This window comes from Caballeronia sordidicola, from assembly GCF_000729995.1.
In the GTDB taxonomy this organism is placed as follows: domain Bacteria; phylum Pseudomonadota; class Gammaproteobacteria; order Burkholderiales; family Burkholderiaceae; genus Caballeronia; species Caballeronia sordidicola_A.
On sequence record NZ_JNFG01000023.1, the window covers coordinates 16424 to 32436 of the forward strand.

13 protein-coding genes are annotated in these 16013 nt (G+C 59.0%); 7 read left to right on the plus strand and 6 right to left on the minus strand.

What is annotated here, in order from left to right:
- The first annotated feature begins 394 nt into the window (after positions 1–394).
- Positions 395–757 carry a response regulator gene (locus tag FH08_RS50550; protein ID WP_075583366.1) on the plus strand — a complete coding sequence of 121 codons (363 nt, stop codon included), beginning with the start codon at positions 395–397 and terminating at the stop codon, positions 755–757.
- Between the two features lie 71 nt (positions 758–828).
- Here FH08_RS50550 and FH08_RS49590 read toward each other — a convergent pair whose 3' ends face one another.
- Positions 829–4110, minus strand: coding sequence for an EAL domain-containing protein (locus tag FH08_RS49590; protein WP_051888448.1), 3282 nt, complete (start codon positions 4108–4110; stop codon positions 829–831).
- Between the two features lie 1209 nt (positions 4111–5319).
- On the opposite strand from FH08_RS49590, the gene FH08_RS0122565 reads away from it, so the two are divergent.
- The 3 genes from FH08_RS0122565 to FH08_RS0122575 are packed head-to-tail and all read left to right on the plus strand — an operon-like array spanning position 5320 to position 7767.
- On the plus strand, positions 5320–5535 hold the full coding sequence (locus tag FH08_RS0122565; protein WP_031360529.1) for a DUF3311 domain-containing protein: 216 nt from the start codon (positions 5320–5322) through the stop codon (positions 5533–5535).
- Positions 5532–7019 carry a sodium:solute symporter family protein gene (locus FH08_RS0122570; protein WP_035566934.1) on the plus strand — a complete coding sequence of 496 codons (1488 nt, stop codon included), beginning with the start codon at positions 5532–5534 and terminating at the stop codon, positions 7017–7019. The genes FH08_RS0122565 and FH08_RS0122570 overlap by 4 nt, the downstream gene beginning before the upstream one ends.
- A gap of 58 nt (positions 7020–7077) precedes the next feature.
- Complete coding sequence (locus FH08_RS0122575; protein ID WP_031360531.1) at positions 7078–7767, plus strand: cytochrome b/b6 domain-containing protein; 690 nt, start codon at positions 7078–7080, stop codon at positions 7765–7767.
- A gap of 12 nt (positions 7768–7779) precedes the next feature.
- On the opposite strand, the gene FH08_RS0122580 is transcribed toward FH08_RS0122575, so the two are convergent.
- Positions 7780–8232, minus strand: a complete 453-nt coding sequence (locus FH08_RS0122580; protein WP_031360532.1) for a CHRD domain-containing protein — start codon at positions 8230–8232, stop codon at positions 7780–7782.
- 730 nt (positions 8233–8962) lie between these two features.
- Here FH08_RS0122580 and FH08_RS0122590 point away from each other — a divergent pair.
- The 3 genes from FH08_RS0122590 to FH08_RS52625 all read left to right on the plus strand — a co-directional run bounded on the left by FH08_RS0122590 (position 8963) and on the right by FH08_RS52625 (position 11778).
- Entirely contained in the window at positions 8963–10288 is a 1326-nt protein-coding gene (locus tag FH08_RS0122590; protein WP_031360533.1) for an MFS transporter, read from the plus strand.
- Positions 10289–10763: 475 nt separating this feature from the next.
- Positions 10764–11555 carry a hypothetical protein gene (locus FH08_RS48555; RefSeq protein WP_051888449.1) on the plus strand — a complete coding sequence of 264 codons (792 nt, stop codon included), beginning with the start codon at positions 10764–10766 and terminating at the stop codon, positions 11553–11555.
- An 82-nt stretch (positions 11556–11637) separates the two neighbouring features.
- Positions 11638–11778, plus strand: coding sequence for a hypothetical protein (locus FH08_RS52625; protein WP_160172496.1), 141 nt, complete (start codon positions 11638–11640; stop codon positions 11776–11778).
- A 47-nt stretch (positions 11779–11825) separates the two neighbouring features.
- On the opposite strand, the gene FH08_RS0122600 is transcribed toward FH08_RS52625, so the two are convergent.
- From FH08_RS0122600 to FH08_RS0122615, 4 genes are all read right to left on the minus strand, one after another.
- Positions 11826–12980: a porin gene (locus tag FH08_RS0122600; protein ID WP_031360534.1), complete on the minus strand. Its 1155-nt coding sequence runs from the start codon at positions 12978–12980 to the stop codon at positions 11826–11828.
- A gap of 675 nt (positions 12981–13655) precedes the next feature.
- On the minus strand, positions 13656–13847 hold the full coding sequence (locus FH08_RS0122605; protein ID WP_031360535.1) for a YqaE/Pmp3 family membrane protein: 192 nt from the start codon (positions 13845–13847) through the stop codon (positions 13656–13658).
- A gap of 92 nt (positions 13848–13939) precedes the next feature.
- Positions 13940–14263: a hypothetical protein gene (locus FH08_RS0122610; protein ID WP_031360536.1), complete on the minus strand. Its 324-nt coding sequence runs from the start codon at positions 14261–14263 to the stop codon at positions 13940–13942.
- A gap of 38 nt (positions 14264–14301) precedes the next feature.
- On the minus strand, positions 14302–15987 hold the full coding sequence (locus FH08_RS0122615; RefSeq protein ID WP_031360537.1) for a SulP family inorganic anion transporter: 1686 nt from the start codon (positions 15985–15987) through the stop codon (positions 14302–14304).
- Positions 15988–16013 lie beyond the last annotated feature (26 nt).

The following is a 16013-nucleotide window of genomic DNA, read 5'->3' on the forward strand; positions in this document are numbered from 1 at the left end:
ATTATTGCAAACACCTTCGCATAGACGAAGGCGGTAACCTGAGAGCCAGCATTCATGACAGAGTCATCTACCACCTCCCATCGCGGTTTTCTGCTTACAGCAAGTTCATGTCCGGTTCATGGCGACTTACTTGCGGCGGACCTTGTTGTCCAACAGCCGGGCCATGCGCCGCGCTCCTTCCCTGCGCTCGACTACTTCTTCGACCACGAGCAAGCCGTGAATTATGCTACTCGTTGGGGTCGCATCTGGATTGATACCACGGTTTGAGTCTGCGTTTGGCGAAAGCCGGTTATCGCCGAAGCGCATTTTCACGAGCAATCAACCTGTTCAATCTACTGGCTAGCGCAAACACGGGTTTGACGTCGCTCACGCTCGAGCCGACAAGGAGGACAACATGAATGTTTTAATTGTCGACGACCACGTAGCGTGTGCGGACATGCTCGCCGACATCGCCGAGGGACTGGGACATCGCGTTTGTGTAGCGCACGACGGCGTTAGCGCGCTGCAACGTTGTTCCGAAGAAACCTTCGACCTCATCCTGATGGATATAAGCCTTCCCGACAGCGACGGCCGCGACGTATGCTTCGAACTTCGTACTAATGGGCGCGCGCAAAAGACTCGTATTGTTGCTCTGACAGGACATGCTGATTTAAAGGGAAGCAGTTCCATGTCGGATTTCGATGGATGCATCGTCAAGCCGATTGCAATGGAAGCGCTGGAGGCGCTGTTAAAAGACAACGCGCCGTCGCCGGTGTGAATCGGGAAGTCGTCAGTCTAGTTGGGGCACCGAGCGCTTCGACATGGAAGCCGTGCCATTGACACGTCGCTCTAACTGCTGACGAGCGCGTATTCGTCGGCCCCCTCCGAGGGCCAAGCGAAAGGTTCCCTTAGCAATTGCTCCAGCTCGCTCGGCGTAACCGGCTTGCTGTAGTGGTAACCCTGGATTTCGTGACAGTCGTTGTCACGCAGGAAATCAAGTTGCTGCTCCGTTTCGACACCTTCGGCAATGACCTTTAGATTCAATTGCCGTCCGAGCGAGATAACGGCCCGTGCGATGGCGCGATTATCCTCGCCGTCAGGTAGTTCGCGCACAAACGACTGGTCTATTTTGAGGCGCACGATCGGGAAGTGTTTCAACGCGCTCAAGCTGGAATAGCCAGTGCCGAAGTCGTCTATGGACAGGCGCACGCCCATGGCCTGCAACTGCGTCATGATCGCGATGGCCCCATCGAGATCCTGCATGATGAGACTCTCTGTGAGCTCGAGCTCGAGATACTGTGCGTCGAGCCCGCTCACGGCCAGCGCATGCGCTACCCGTGCCACCCATTCCTTCTGCAGGAACTGCCGTGCCGAGACGTTGACAGAAATGGTCATCGGCGCGATCCCCGCATCCTGCCAGGCCTTGTTCTGGTGACAGGCGGTATGTAGCACCCAGTCGCCGATCGGCACAATCAATCCCGTTTCCTCCGCAAGCGGAATGAACGTGGTTGGGGAAACCAGCCCTTCTGTCGGGTGATCCCAGCGTAACAGCGCTTCCACCCCAAAGATCTTCTCGGTTTGCAAATCGACCTGCGGCTGATACACCAAACGAAATTCCTCGTTCGCGAGCGCGTGCCGCAACTGTTCCTGAAGTCGCAGTTTCTCGTGCACCTTGATGTTTATCTCGGACGTGTACAACTGATAGTTGTTGCGGCCCATCTCTTTAGCGCGATACATCGCAGCGTCAGCGTTCATCAGCAGCGTCTCGGCGTCAACGCCGTCGTTTGGATAGCTCGCGAGCCCCATGCTGCACGTCACCTGAAAATTCTGATCGTTCAGCTCGACCGGCTCGCGAATTGCATCGCGAATCTTTTCAATGGTCTGCGTGATCCCTCCTCTCTCCGGTGCCTGATCAAACAGAACGACCACAAACTCGTCGCCACCGAGCCGCACCACGGTATCGGTGCGCCGCACGCACCGCACCATGCGCTCAGCCACGATCTTCAAGAGGCTATCACCGGCGCGATGACCGAGGCTGTCGTTGATCAGCTTGAAATTGTCGAGATCGACGAACACCACGGTCACGCCACGCTGGTAACGTTGCGCGTGCAGCAAGACCTGATTCAGTCGATCAGAGAGCAAGGTACGATTGGGGAGGCCTGTTAGTGCGTCGTGATTCGCCATGTGGCGGATGCGTTGCTCGGCCTGGCTGCGCTCGATCGCGATGCCGGAAATGCGCGTCGCCATCGCGATGGCCTGCGCCTCGTTCGAGGTCGGTTCATGAGGATGCCGTACGAACAGCGTAAGTACACCTAGCGCGCTGCCGTCATGCGACAGAATAGGCTGCGCCCAGCATGCGCCATAGCCATGCACGCCGCAGTTTTCCATCTGGACACCAAGCTGCGCATCCTGCCTTATGTCCGGCACCAGGACGGGCTGGCGCCAATGGACCGCGCGACCACTCGGTCCCGCATCCGGGCCAATCAACGAACCGCGTATCTGTTTGGCATAGCGTTCGGGCAAGCTCGGCGCAGCACCCAGTTTCAGGTGCCGGCCGTCGTCATCACACAGCAAGGCGGCACACACCGCCCCTGTGATCTGCGACTCGAGGAGCCGGATCATGGAGGACAGCACTTCTGCCAGCGGCGTGCTGGTGGCGATCATTTCCAGCACCCGATTCTGCTCCGCGCGCCGGACTTCCGCGAGTTTCCGGGAACTGATGTCGCGCATCATCACTACCACGCCATCTTCCACACGGACGACCTGCCGATGCAACCATATCGACGAGGCGTCCGGTCGCTCGTGGACCCATTCGTGCTCCTCGCCCACGCCCGTCCTCGCAACGTTTGCAAACTCATCGAACATGCCGTCGGTGCGAAAATGAGGAAACGCGACGTCCAGTGAGCGGCCGATCAAGCAGTCCCGTGGCAGCCCGGACAAGTCGAAACCGCGCCGGTTCGTAGCTTGCACAACGAAGCCGATAATTTTGCCGTTCGCATCAAGTTCGCTGCGAAGTACAAAAAAGGCGTCGAGACTGGCTTCCGATGCAGCGTAATAGGTCTGCTGTGCCCGCCGGGCTCGCTGCCGGCTTACCGCGAGCTGCCAGCTCGAGCGGCTAAGTGCTGCTGCGAGCAGGACCAGGGCCACACTGCCGAAGCTTGCCCATAGCAGATACGCGCGCCGGTGACTTCGGAACTGGGCGAGTTGTTCTTCCTGACCGAGACCGACTATCGCGATGAGCGGGAAACCCTGCAACTCGCGCAGGTTCGTATAGCGGCGCACGCCGTGATCCCACGGCTGCACGGCGGGCAGGTCTGACAATGCTTCGGCGGCCCGCATGGCCGTCCTCGAGAGAACCGCACCCCACGAGGACCGTTCGCCCACTTGCTCGGCACGCATGACTCCGTCTGTACCGAGCAGCGCCAATACGCCTTCGCTGCCCATGCGCAGGTGGTCGTAGCTGCTCGTGAAATAGCCGGGGTTCACAGAGATCATCACGATCCCCGCAAATTCTCCGGCTGCGTTTCTCAATCGCCGGCTGAAGATAATTTCCGGAACGCCAGTCGTGGCGTTGCGGGTAACCGCGCTGATGAACGGGGCCGGACTGTCGTTGGTGCGATCGCGCTGCACGGTGAAATACGGCTGGTCCACCACGGTCGCGGGCGCCTGCACCCGGGTCGCGTCGCGCAAACGGCCATCGCTGCCGGCGATCGCTACCTTGAACACGACCGCGAAGGGCAGCAAGCCCTGGTCCTGCAACTCTGACAACCGCACGCCGCCCCGCCGCTCGTACACATACTTGACCGTCTTGAGCGCCTGGTCTATCGCGACGAGATTGCGCACCATCTGCGCTTCATAGGTATCGGCGAGTTCGCGACTCAATTCCGCCGCAGCATCCCGGGCAACGGCGTGTTCGACAGTGACTAGATGAATGACCGCCGTCCACGCGAGAACGAGGAGCATCGCGGCAAATAGCGGGAACAGGACATAGGCTTCGAGCAGACGCCGAAGCGCTGGGTGCACGTTCTCACCCAGCCGACGCAGGCGGATGATCTGCGCGCTCACACCACTCTGCGCTGTCAATTCGATGCGACTGCCCGTGCTATCCAGGTTTTTTGTTATGAGGCGCATGATCCCTGCTCCGGTTCTGCATGGCGGCGGTTCGTTCCTGTTCAAGCTGACGCTTGCAGCCGCCTCTCCTCGCTGCGGCGGATTCCGCACATCGCGTGGCGGTCGCCGAATCTCGTGAAGAGCGATTTCGACCCGTTCATTCAACCGGCGAGGCGATGGTCCGCGTCTGTCTTTTAGTATTTTTAGCGCGCCCCTCCTACAGCGTGTTGCGGGGCCGATGCTTCGGCGTCGTCGCGCCTGCAAAACAACTGTGCTGCCAAGGTGGTGTTTGCCAACGCGCCTTTCTTTCAGTATTGCAAGCGAATTACTGAAAACACGACGACACACTCAATAATCGACGCGAGCCGGGGGCAACGTTCCTTGCTCAAAGCACCGATCACATCGAGCCCGAAGGTGATCCTCAATCTATTAACGGCGTATGCGCGGGAAAGTTTAATGACTGGGTAAAAATCCAGTCTTGTCAGGGAAATTCGTTATAGCAACGGATGACTTAGAGGGGCCTATGCATCTTCCGTAAAACAGTCTCCACTGCTAAGTATTAGTTTTTAGACATCGGAGATTTGGCCCGTCGCCGGGTACACACGACTCGGCGCCCGGTTTCGTGCTGACTCATTTCACTCTTCATGGTTATGGCCCGGGCACTTCTGCTGATCACCTCCACAGCGAGCGTCACGGATACCGCACTTGCGTTCGGATTCGGACATCTCGGGCGCGTCTCCTCCTATTATTTTGCGCGGTTCAATGAGTGGCCAAGCGAAACCAAGAGAAGGCGGCAACGCTGAGTTCGACTCGCTGAGCGAAGGGGCCGCACAGGGTTTCGACCGATGCCGCATCCATGCCGACACGACCTATCTCTCTGCGTGACCCGCTCAACACTCCCGGCACGGTTGTCACGCTCGATGACCTCTAGCGACATTCAAGCAAATTTTTCCAGTTCGCCCACCAGCGCGTGAAAAAACTTCGCGTTGCCGCGACATCTAAGTAGTCACCCCGATCTCGATCAGCAATTTTTCAATGTCGCGCAGACTTGACCTCAGCGGAAAACGCCAGCCCACCTCGCTCGCCATGAAGTTGAGCGATCGACGCGCGGCCCTTTCAAGAGTCCTGTGTTTTTTTGATCGGCTTTGCGAATCGACGAATAAAGCATACAGTCAGCGTGACAAAAGCAGGTCCGCGACAAAAGCTACGCAGCTTAGGGGGTTATTCGTCATGTTTTTTCGAATTTTGGCTGCACTGCCGTTCATCGGCATTCTCATCGGCATTCCTTTCGTCAATCAGGTTGAACCCCTCGTCCTCGGCATGCCGTTCGTGCTCGCGTGGATCGTGATCTGGATCGTGCTGAGCGCGATCATCATGGGCATCATCTACCGGCTGGATCCGGCCAATCGCCAGGCCGTCAACGAAGCCGGGGAGGCCCGCACATGAGCAGCGCTCTTCTCATCATCATTGCGGTGACCGTGCTGGCGCTTTATCTGGGCGTGCGTGCGCGGCGTGGTCATGACATGAATCTCGAGCAATGGACCGTCGGCGGCCGCAGCTTCGGCACGGCGTTCGTCTTCCTCCTGATGGCCGGGGAAATCTACACGACCTTCACGTTCCTGGGCGGCAGCGGCTTCGCCTATGGCAAGGGCGCGCCGGTCTACTACATTCTCGCCTACGGGACCCTCGCCTACATCCTCTCGTACTGGATGCTGCCGCCAATCTGGCGCTATGCAAAAAAACACCGGCTCGTCTCCCAACCCCATTACTTCGCCCGTAAATACGACAGCCCCGCGCTCGGCGTCCTGGTCGCGGTAGTCGGTGTGGTCGCGCTGATCCCCTATCTCGTCTTGCAGCTCAAGGGACTCGGCATCATCGTGGCAACGGCGTCGTATGGCGTGATATCGCCGACCATTGCCGTCTGGATCGGCGCTCTGGTCGTCACCGCTTACGTCATTTTGTCGGGCGTACGGGGCTCGGCGTGGAATTCCGTGGTGAAGGACGTCCTGATCCTGAGCGTCGTGCTGGCGCTGGGCATCTACCTGCCCTATCACCTCTACGGCGGCATCGGCCCGATGTTCCATGCAATCGATGCCGCGAAGCCCGGCTTCCTCACCTTCCCGGCGAAGGGGTCGAGCGTGTCGTGGTTCCAGTCCACGGTGCTGCTGACGGCGCTCGGCTTCTTCATGTGGCCGCATACTTTCGGTTCGGTGTATACGGCTCGCGATGAACGGATCTTCCGGCGCAACGCGATCATCCTGCCGGTCTACCAATTGATCCTGCTATTCGTGTTCTTCGTGGGATTCGCTGCCACGCTCAAGGTGCCGGGCCTCAAAGGCGGTGACATCGACCTGTCATTGTTCCGTCTGTCCATCCAGAGTTTCGATCCCTGGATCGTCGGTGTGATCGGCGCAGCCGGCGTGCTGACCGCGCTCGTCCCTGGCTCCATGATCCTGACCTCGGCGTCTACGCTGCTTGCAAACGACGTATATCGAGGAGCGATGAACCGTCAGGCTTCCGATGCGTTTATCGGCCGGCTCGCGCGCTGGCTCGTGCCGGTCGTGGCACTCGTCGCCATCTGGTTCACGCTGCAGGGCGGCAACACGATCGTCGCGTTGCTGCTGATGGGCTATAGCTTCGTGACGCAGCTCTTTCCGGCGTTAATAGCGAGCCTGATGCAGAAAAAACGCGCGACAAAACAGGGGGCCATGGGCGGGATCATCGCGGGCGTGGCCGTTGTCGTCGTGACCACGACGATGCACCTGAGCATCGGACAGATGTTTCCATTCCTCCCCGACGCGGCCAAGGACGTCAATATCGGCCTCCTCGCGCTGGCGTTGAATATCATTGTGCTCGTGGTCGTCAGTGCGCTCACGCAGCCGCACGTGGCGAGCGGTCCCGCACATGAAACCGACGGGGCGCTGCGTTGAGCGGCGTTCGCTTTGAGGTGCCGGGGCTTTCTTCCAGAAGGTAGCCCGCACAGCCAATATGGATGCTGATGAACCCGTCGACCCGCCGACCCAGCCCTCTCGCCCGGTGCTTGTCTGGGACGGGCCGACAAGGTTGTTTCACTGGCTGGTAGTCGTGCTGGTGGCCGCCGCCTATGCCACCTCGAAGCTGAACTGGATGGACTGGCACGTCCGGATTGGCGAAGCGCTGCTGGCACTGGTGCTGTTCCGCTTGCTGTGGGGATTCTTCGGCAGCGAGACCGCGCGGTTTCATAGTTTCCTGAGGGCGCCCGCCGCTGCATGGCAGCATCTGCGTCACCTCTTCCGCCACGAAGCCGACCTGCAGGTGGGGCACAATTCGGCGGGCGGATGGATGGTGTTGCTGCTGCTGGCTTTGCTGCTGGGCGAGACGCTGAGCGGGCTTTACGTCAACAACGACGTTGCGGACGACGGGCCGTTGACCCAATGGGTTCCCGCAGCGATAGCCAACGCGATCACCGCGCTGCACACGATCCTGTGGGACGCATTACTGGCGGCGGTGGCGCTGCATGTGCTGGCTATCGCCGTCTATGCGGCGGCTAAGGGACACAATCTGCTGCGCCCCATGCTCACTGGACGTAAGCGCTTGCCGGAGCGCATTCGCGCGCCCCGGCAAGCGTCCGTCATGCTTGCGCTGCTTTTGCTGGTCATCAGCGCCACCCTGGTGACGCTGCTCGCCACGTATCTCTGAGCGCCGTGTCAATTACTTCGGCGGCACTACCTGACCGCGGATTTCGCCGGCCGGATGATCCTTCGTATGCACGTTGACGTACATCTGACCCGCGAGAAACTCTTGCGCGTCCGCCGGCGACAGCGTGGCGCTACCGTTGAAGGGACTCGTGACCGCAGCGCCTTTCTCTGACAGCCAGACTTTCACGGGCGCGTTTTTGCCGGACGCGGCGGGACCATGGAAGTGCGCCATGGTGGCGTCGCCGGACAAGCCGCTGAAGGTGACCGTCCAGGTGACGACCCGGGTGCTGGGATCGTAGGAGATGTTGGCCGTGCCGCTACCCGAGGTCTGGACAGGAGGCACCTGTTCCGCGCCGGTGAGCGGCACGGTGAACGAGACCGGCGCTGCTTGTGCCAGGGTCATCGCCCCCGCACACGCGAGGCCGATGAAAACCATGAGAGCTCGTCGCGAGATCGAAACATTCATTTGATTATCTCCTGTCGATATGGCCTGACTGAGCGAGGGCTGCGTGGGCTCGCTAGGACTCACCAGGACTCACTTCACCCAAGCGAGAGCACTCAATCCGGCCCGTAGCTGCAAGCAGCCGGCTTGCCCACTCGTCCCTGCCTGCAAGGCCTGGGAAAAGGACAAATTCACGCTAGATCATGCTCGCACATGAGTGATCTGACAAGCGTGGAAGCCCTGAGGCAGCCGCGTGTTATCGCGACTCGCGTGCGGTCTTGGCGCTCTATCGGGCCGGATACTACCCGAGCCACCACCCTCGCCTATTCACCTCACACGGCTGTGCAAGCGGCGATTGATCTCGCATCAATCGCTAAGGATGCGTTGGTGTTCGCCCGCATTGCTGAACATCGCGATGATGTGCGAGATTGCAGAAGGACCGAGGCACCCATGCGCGGCTCAGAGAATATTGAAGGTGTATGTCCTTCGGTTCGTCGATGAAGGCAAATTCAAGGATCTTCAATCGTCGCGTGAATGAAGAGCACGAACAGCGCTCCTGGCATCCTTGTGATTTTGCAATGCCTCCTTCCGCGCCGCCATGATCTTGCCTGGTTAGCGTGACAAGAAACCACGGGGGACGTGGTGACAGGCTTTACAGTTCTTTCAAAAATAAGAGGCGTAGATGTCCAGCGAGAAAGCAGCTGAAATTGCGGCACGGCTTGATCGGTTGCCACCCTCGCGCACGGTCTGGACCATGGTGATCCTGATCTCGCTTGGCGGTGTGTTCGAGTTCTATGACCTGTTCTTCACAGGCTACGTCGCGCCCGGCATGATCCAGTCCGGGCTTTTCAAACCAGAGTCGCTAGGCCTCTTTGCTGCCCTTCAACCGCTTGCGGTGGCGGGTTTCGGCACCTTTGTCTTTGCCACGTTTGCGGGGCTGTGGGTCGGTACCCTCGTGCTGGGTTATGTGGCGGACCGGTTTGGCCGGCGCCTGATCTTCACCTGGTCACTGGTCTGGTACATGGTCTGCACGGTGATCATGGCCTTCCAGACCTCCGGATTCGCGCTCGATATCTGGCGCTTTATCGCGGGTATTGGCATCGGCGTCGAGCTGGTAACCATCGACACGTATATCTCCGAGCTGATCCCCAGCCAGGAGCGTGGCCGCGCGTACGCCATGAACCAGTTCATCACCTTTGCAGTCGTGCCGGTGGTCGCGTTTCTCGCGTATGCATTGAACGGGACGCGGCCGTTCGGCCTCGACTATTGGCGGGTAGTCATCCTGATCGGGTCTGTGGGCGCCGTGGTTGTCTGGATCTTGCGTCGGCATATTCCGGAAAGCCCGCGTTGGCTCGCGCGTCACGGCCGGATCGATGAGGCTGAGAAAATAGTCGCGGATATCGAGCGCCGGGTCGTCGCGGAGAAAGGCATCAGCTTGCCGCCGCCACTCACGGTCGCCCCGGAGAAAGAAGGACGCGGCTCGCTCAAGGAAATTTTCGCACCGGGTTATCGGCGCCGGACCATCATTCTGTCGATCTTCAACATGGCGCAAGTGATTGGCTTTTATGGCTTCGCCGCCTGGGTGCCGACACTTCTGATCCATCGCGGCATTCATGTCACAGCAAGCCTGGGCTATGCATTTGTCATTGCGATTGCAAACCCTTTTGGCCCGCTGCTGGGTATGTTGTTCGCCGACAGGCTCGAACGGAAAACCCAGATCTGCGGTGGACTGCTCACGATGGCCATAGTCATCGCGATATTTTCCCAGGTCTCCACGCCATCGATCCTGATCGGGCTCGGCGTCCTGTTCACACTGGCCGCGAACATCATGTCCTATGCGTACCACGGCTATCAGGCGGAGCTATATCCGACCCGCGTGCGAGCGCGCGCGATTGGCTTTGTCTATTCCTGGAGCCGGATCTCCGCGGCCTTCGCCGGGCTGGCGATCGGCATTCTGCTGCATGGGTACGGCGTGCCGGGTGTGGCTGTCTTCGTCGGAATGTCGATGCTGGTGGCGATCTGCATGATCCTGCTCGGACCCTCAACCAAGGGACTGGCTCTCGAGACCATCAACCATTGAATTGTGCACGGGCGGTGTTCGTCTGCGGGTGCTGGCCGTGAGGCCTGCGGTGTTACGCTCCAGCAGCGCTCTGTGTGACGCCGGCTCGGGCGGTCCTCATCTGCATTGGATTCCTAAATAATCGTTCACTCAACCCGTGGCTGTCACATCAGCCTCAGCCATTGCAATAACACAACGTAAAAACGCAGCAATCCGGCGGCCAGGTTCTTCGAGGATGGTACGACCGCGGCGACCCGGTTCGGCCACCAGCGAAGACTAGCCACCGCCCGAGCATCCGGAAATCACGACAAAACGGTTCATTTCGAAGCTTCATTTCAAACAGTTGCCAGCGGGATTCGAAATAGAAAATTGGATTGATTACCAATTGATTGCCGGTTGATTACCGAGCGTGACAAAGCGGGCCGAAAAGGAAATCTTGCCGTTAGAATCCGCGTCTTAGGCGACTTCCCGATGTGCCTCAGCGCCATCCTTGCGCATGACCCGCTTACTGACAGCTACGCAACTGAAGAACACGTTAAGCCGCTACATGTCAGCGGCCTTGCTCGCATTCGGCCTGCTAGGCGCGATGCCGTCGCAAGCACAGGAGCTCTCAGTGTATGGCGGCGTGGGCCGTGCGAACGCGCCAAGCGAGTCGACCTACTCGTGGGGTTTCACCTATCTGCAACCACTGGACGCATACAACGCGCTCAGCTACTCGTGGATAAACGAGGGGCATTACACGGATCATCATCCGGATGGTTTCGCGCTGCAGTACTGGCGGCGATTCTGGTTGTTTGACGATCGGCTGGCATTGGCAGGCGGAGTGGGCGCGTTCAATTATTTCGATACCACAGCGTCTGACGAAGGCAAACGTTATGCCGACGTACATGGCTGGGCCTTGATCTATAGCCTTAGCGCAACGTGGTACACACGTACGCCGTGGTTCTATCAAGTTCGGGTGAACCGAATAAATACATTCCGCAGCATCACCACGACAAACGCGCTGTTCGGCATTGGGTATCAACTCGGGGGCACCAATCATTCCGGGGCTATTCCAGACTACTTGGCGCAAGCCTCCGGCAGTCGGGATGAGCTGACCGTTCTCGTTGGAAAAACCGAAGTGAACAGCCTGCATTCGCCGGGCGCGTTCGCCAAGAGCATTGAGTATCGCCACGGCTTTGGCTCTTATGTCGACGCGACCCTGACCTGGCTGGATGAGGGACCAACTGCACTCACCCGGCGTAACGGTGCGGCGACCGAGTTATGGGCCAGCCGCGTTTTTCAATGAGAGGCTTCGGCTCGCAGTAGGCGCAGGACCCTACGTCGCCCTCGATACATACCGTGTCGCCGGTGGCACGAACACCGCGGATATGGTCTCAGCGCTCGTCACCATGACCGCGAGCTATCAATTCGCGAGACACTGGATCGTGCGCGGCTCGTGGAACCGTGTCCTGACCGGCTACAACAAGGATAGCGATGTTTATCTCGCTGGCGTCGGGTACCGTTTCTAACCATGCGGAGCCGTGCCACGGACGATGCTGCGCAAGCCGCTGCGCCCTCAGAACTTATGACGCATGCCGAAGATGAACATCTCTTGGCTCGCCGTGCCATTGAAGCCATATGAGCCGATCGAAGCCTGTGCTGCCGAGGTCGTGCCGTCCGGGTTGAGTTGGGTACCGCTCGCATGCTGATAGGCGCCCACCGCATAAAGATCAGTGCGCTTCGACAGCGAATAATCGGCGCCGACGCTAGCCTGGTTATAAGTGGCCGACGTGTTGCCGCTCGCCTTCTCATACGAGTAGCCTATGGCAAACAACATGGCCGGAGTGGCCTGGTAGTTGACGAACGCATTGCCAATGTTGTACTTCTCGGTGCTCGCGAAAGTCGAGTCACCGTCGTTTTTATATTGCGCGTTGCTATACGAACCGCCGACCGTTACAGGACCCAGTGCGTACTGGATTCCCGCACGCGTAATGCCCAGTGATTTGGCCGTCGTGTAGCCGCTATTGATTGCGCCCTCGAAGATTGCGTCTGATGTTGAGGTCGGATCCCATCCGTCACGGAATGCGCCCGCCGTAGGACTTGGGTTCGTGGCAAGGAAATAACCGGCGGCAATACCGAGTGGCCCATTGTTGTATGTGACGGCCCCGCTGTAGGTATAACCCTGGCCCGTGCGGCCGGCGAGACCGCTGAAGGCGTACAGTCCCTCGAACTGCAAGCCTGAATAATTGGGAGACACATACTTCACGGCATTGGACACACGCAAGCTATTGTCGTAATTGTCCACGTCGCCGGGAGTCGCAAAAATACTCCCGAAATAATTGTCAGCCGTGAGGGGTTGAACCATGTCAACCAGCGGATCGTATTGCCGGCCAAGAGTCAGGGTGCCCCAACTTTCACCCGATAAGCCGACATACGCCTGGCGCCCGAATTCCCGGCCACCCTGGCCTAACTGGCCAGTGCCAATATCAAAGCCATTTTCCAGATCGAAGATTGCCTTGATGCCACCGCCAAGATCTTCTGAACCCTTCAAGCCCCAGCGGTCCCCTGACAACGTGCTATCTATAAGACCCCATCGAGCGCCTTCGCTGGTTTTAACATAACCGACACCTGCGTCGATGGTTCCATACAGGGTAGCGCTGGACTGCGCCCGCGCTACCCCTGCCATACCAAGGAGCGCCAGTGAGATTGCGCCAAGAGCACTCTTCTTCATCTCTTTCTCCACGCCGGGACACGGGGAAAACTTTTCACTTGCAGCCCATTTACGCGATATCAGGTAATCCAGCTTTTGCAAATTTTTTTGATTGGTATACCTAACTAGATTCAGAGATTAACGAAATGAAAAAATACCGTCAAAGCACTGTAATGGGGAGAGACCGCAAGCAAGCTCGCGGTCTCAAAGCTCGCACTGAAAATGTTTGGCAACAACTTTCGTAGAAAACGCGAGCCGAAGTTAATCTAGTCCAAAAAAACAACTAGTTCAATACCACCTACATAACCAAATGTTGTTTTCTGGTGCCGACCGTCTCGTAGCGAACGCACGGGACTCGGATTGCTTTATGTTTGTGATTTCGGCGGTTGATCGGGCCGGTTTATATCGACGGTAACCTGCACCAATCCGGTACTCGGTTTAAAAGAATCGAAGCTGAATACGAAAATATTCCCGGTTTCTTGTTGCCCCGGTTATTAATTCAGTATTACATCCGCTGGGGGAACCTTTATTGCCCGACCCCATAGCGTGCGGCAGGCCTGTGCGGCTACTTCCGCTTCAGCAAATCCTCGATCATGACGGGCATCCACCGGACCCGTACGCCTGCCGCCGGGTGAACCGCATTGGTAATCGCCGCCGCAATTCCCGTCAGACCAATCTCCGCGAACCCTCGCTCGATTACCGGCCGGCGACCGCTCGTGCGATTTTTCGGTCGGTCTTGTATTCGCTGAGCGCGTAGACCGACCAGATTGCAGCGGGAATCCAGCCGATAAGCGTGATTTGCAGCAGCAAGCAAATGATCCCGGCGAACGGCCGGCCGATCGTGAAGAACTGGAGCCAGGGCAAGAAAATGGCAAGCAGGAGGCGCATGAAGTTTTCCGTCGTGCGTGTTAGAAGAAGGCCACCCAAAAGCGGCGACCCCGTTATCTTGTCGTACAAGGACGTGATAACGGCCCGCGACTCTAAAACTTTAGCCCATTCTTTATGACATCGACGCGCGCTGGATTCAGAACTTGTGCCGCATCCCGATTCGGATCAAAGACTGGCGATTGCTGTTCGATGCCGCCGCTGCCGCTCAGGCAAGCGGCCATTGCATAGACATCAGCCCGCCTGGAGAGCAAGTAATCGAGCATCAGGTTCACTTGCTGATAGCGCGGCGTGGCGCCGGTCGCGTGGATATCGACATCGGTCAGCGTGTAACCTGCGTCCGCTTGCAGCGGGGGCGTGTTGTTGCAGCCGAGCCATCCTTCGTTCCAGGCGACGCTGGAGATGATCGGCTGAGCCATGTTGCATGCCCCACCCCGAGGGCATGTTCAATGCAGATTCAATGAGTGCTCGATGCTGCAGACGGATCGAATCCGGCTGCGACCAGCGCCTGATGCAGCGTCTCGAAGATGTGCGATTCTCCCAGCACCGTGGTGATCCCGTGACGGTCCATATCGGCTCGCAGATACTGGTTGGCGCGTGCAAACAGCACGTTGACGCCGCGCTGCTTCAGGCCCTCGCAGAATTCAGCGAGTGTTCGGGCCGCCGAAAAATCGAGGTCCGTGATAGCGCCGGCGTCGACAATAAACCAATGCACGGGCGTGGGTGCGCGGTCGAGCAGGCGGCGCACGTCATCGACGAAAAAATGATCGTTGGCGAAAAACAGGTCGGCGCCAAAGCGATAGACGATCAACCCGGGAGCAGTATCGATGCCCGGCGTGACAGGCACGGGCGCCCAGCGTCCGCCCGCCGCCGGAGTAGGCGCAAGCATCATGGTGTGCGGATGATAGCTGTGACGCACATGGCGCAGCAACGACAACGCGACCGCCAGCAGTATCCCGTCCTCAACACCGATCACCACCACCGCCAGTGCCGTGACAAGCGCCAGCGTGAGCTCACCGGGGCTTTCACGGCGGATGGCGTATAGGCTCTTCACGTTGATCAACCCGATCGCGATCGTGAACACAATGCCCGCCAGCACGCAGTGCGGAAGATACTGCAGCCACTTGCTGAAGAACAGCAGCACCACACCGACCACGACCGCAAAAACCACTTGCGCGAACTGGCTGCGTGCCCCCGCGCGATCCGCCATGGCGGTCTGAGTAGGACTGCCGTTGACTACGAACGCCCCGCTTAACGCCGCGACTGCGTTCGCTGCGGCTATCCCCAGGATGTCTGCATCAGCGTCCACGGGTTCGTGATAACGCTCCGCAAACACCCGGCCCGCCGCGACGCTCTGCGCAATGATCATCACGAAGCACGAGGCGGCCACGGGTACCAACTCCAGTGTTTGTTCCCAGGTGGCAAGCGGGAAGCCTGGTGCGGGCAGTCCCCCGGCAACCGGTCCCACGACCGAAATTCCGTGCCCGGCGAAGTTGTAGAGATAACTTGCCGCAATGCCGCCGATTACGGCGAACATGGCAACTGGAAGACGCGGCAGCAAGCGCTTGAACACGAGAATGCAGCCCACGACTGCCACCGATATACCCAGCGTTGGAAGCGAAACTCGAGCGAGATTGAGCGCGATCGATTCGATCTGTACAAGCGTGCGCGACGACCCCGTGGACACGCCGAGCATGTCGCCCAGCATCGCGACACCGACCTGAACGCCCACGCCTGCCAGGAAACCGAGCAAGACCGTGCGTGACAGGAAATCGGCCAGGAATCCGAGCTTGAAGATCCGCGCGAGCAGCAGCATCCCGGCCGTCAGCAGCGCAACGACCCCTGCAAGCGCCATATATTGCGCGCTTCCGGCCTTGGCCATGGTCGACAGGTGGCTTGCGAAAATGGTGGCCGTCGCGGAGTCCGCGGCCACGACCAGATGGCGGGATGCACCGAAGAGTGCGAATGCGAGAAGCGGCAAAAATGCCGTGTAAAGACCGGTCACGGCCGGCATTCCCGCTATGCGGGCGTAACCCAGCACTTGCGGGATATCCATTGACGCGAGTGTCACGCCGGCCAGGAGATCGCGCAGCGCGGCACCGCGGCCGAGCGGCAACACGCCCGCTAATAACTTAAAGCGCATTGCGCATCCCCGAACGATGTTGCACC

Coding starts and splice junctions, on each gene's coding strand:
- FH08_RS50550 (WP_075583366.1), top strand. CDS start 395: ATGAATGTTTTAATTGTCGACGACCACGTAGCGTGTGCGGACATGCTC.
- FH08_RS49590 (WP_051888448.1), bottom strand. CDS start 4,110: ATGCGCCTCATAACAAAAAACCTGGATAGCACGGGCAGTCGCATCGAA.
- FH08_RS0122565 (WP_031360529.1), top strand. CDS start 5,320: ATGTTTTTTCGAATTTTGGCTGCACTGCCGTTCATCGGCATTCTCATC.
- FH08_RS0122570 (WP_035566934.1), top strand. CDS start 5,532: ATGAGCAGCGCTCTTCTCATCATCATTGCGGTGACCGTGCTGGCGCTT.
- FH08_RS0122575 (WP_031360531.1), top strand. CDS start 7,078: ATGGATGCTGATGAACCCGTCGACCCGCCGACCCAGCCCTCTCGCCCG.
- FH08_RS0122580 (WP_031360532.1), bottom strand. CDS start 8,232: ATGAATGTTTCGATCTCGCGACGAGCTCTCATGGTTTTCATCGGCCTC.
- FH08_RS0122590 (WP_031360533.1), top strand. CDS start 8,963: ATGGTGATCCTGATCTCGCTTGGCGGTGTGTTCGAGTTCTATGACCTG.
- FH08_RS48555 (WP_051888449.1), top strand. CDS start 10,764: ATGACCCGCTTACTGACAGCTACGCAACTGAAGAACACGTTAAGCCGC.
- FH08_RS52625 (WP_160172496.1), top strand. CDS start 11,638: ATGGTCTCAGCGCTCGTCACCATGACCGCGAGCTATCAATTCGCGAGA.
- FH08_RS0122600 (WP_031360534.1), bottom strand. CDS start 12,980: ATGAAGAAGAGTGCTCTTGGCGCAATCTCACTGGCGCTCCTTGGTATG.
- FH08_RS0122605 (WP_031360535.1), bottom strand. CDS start 13,847: ATGCGCCTCCTGCTTGCCATTTTCTTGCCCTGGCTCCAGTTCTTCACG.
- FH08_RS0122610 (WP_031360536.1), bottom strand. CDS start 14,263: ATGGCTCAGCCGATCATCTCCAGCGTCGCCTGGAACGAAGGATGGCTC.
- FH08_RS0122615 (WP_031360537.1), bottom strand. CDS start 15,987: ATGCGCTTTAAGTTATTAGCGGGCGTGTTGCCGCTCGGCCGCGGTGCC.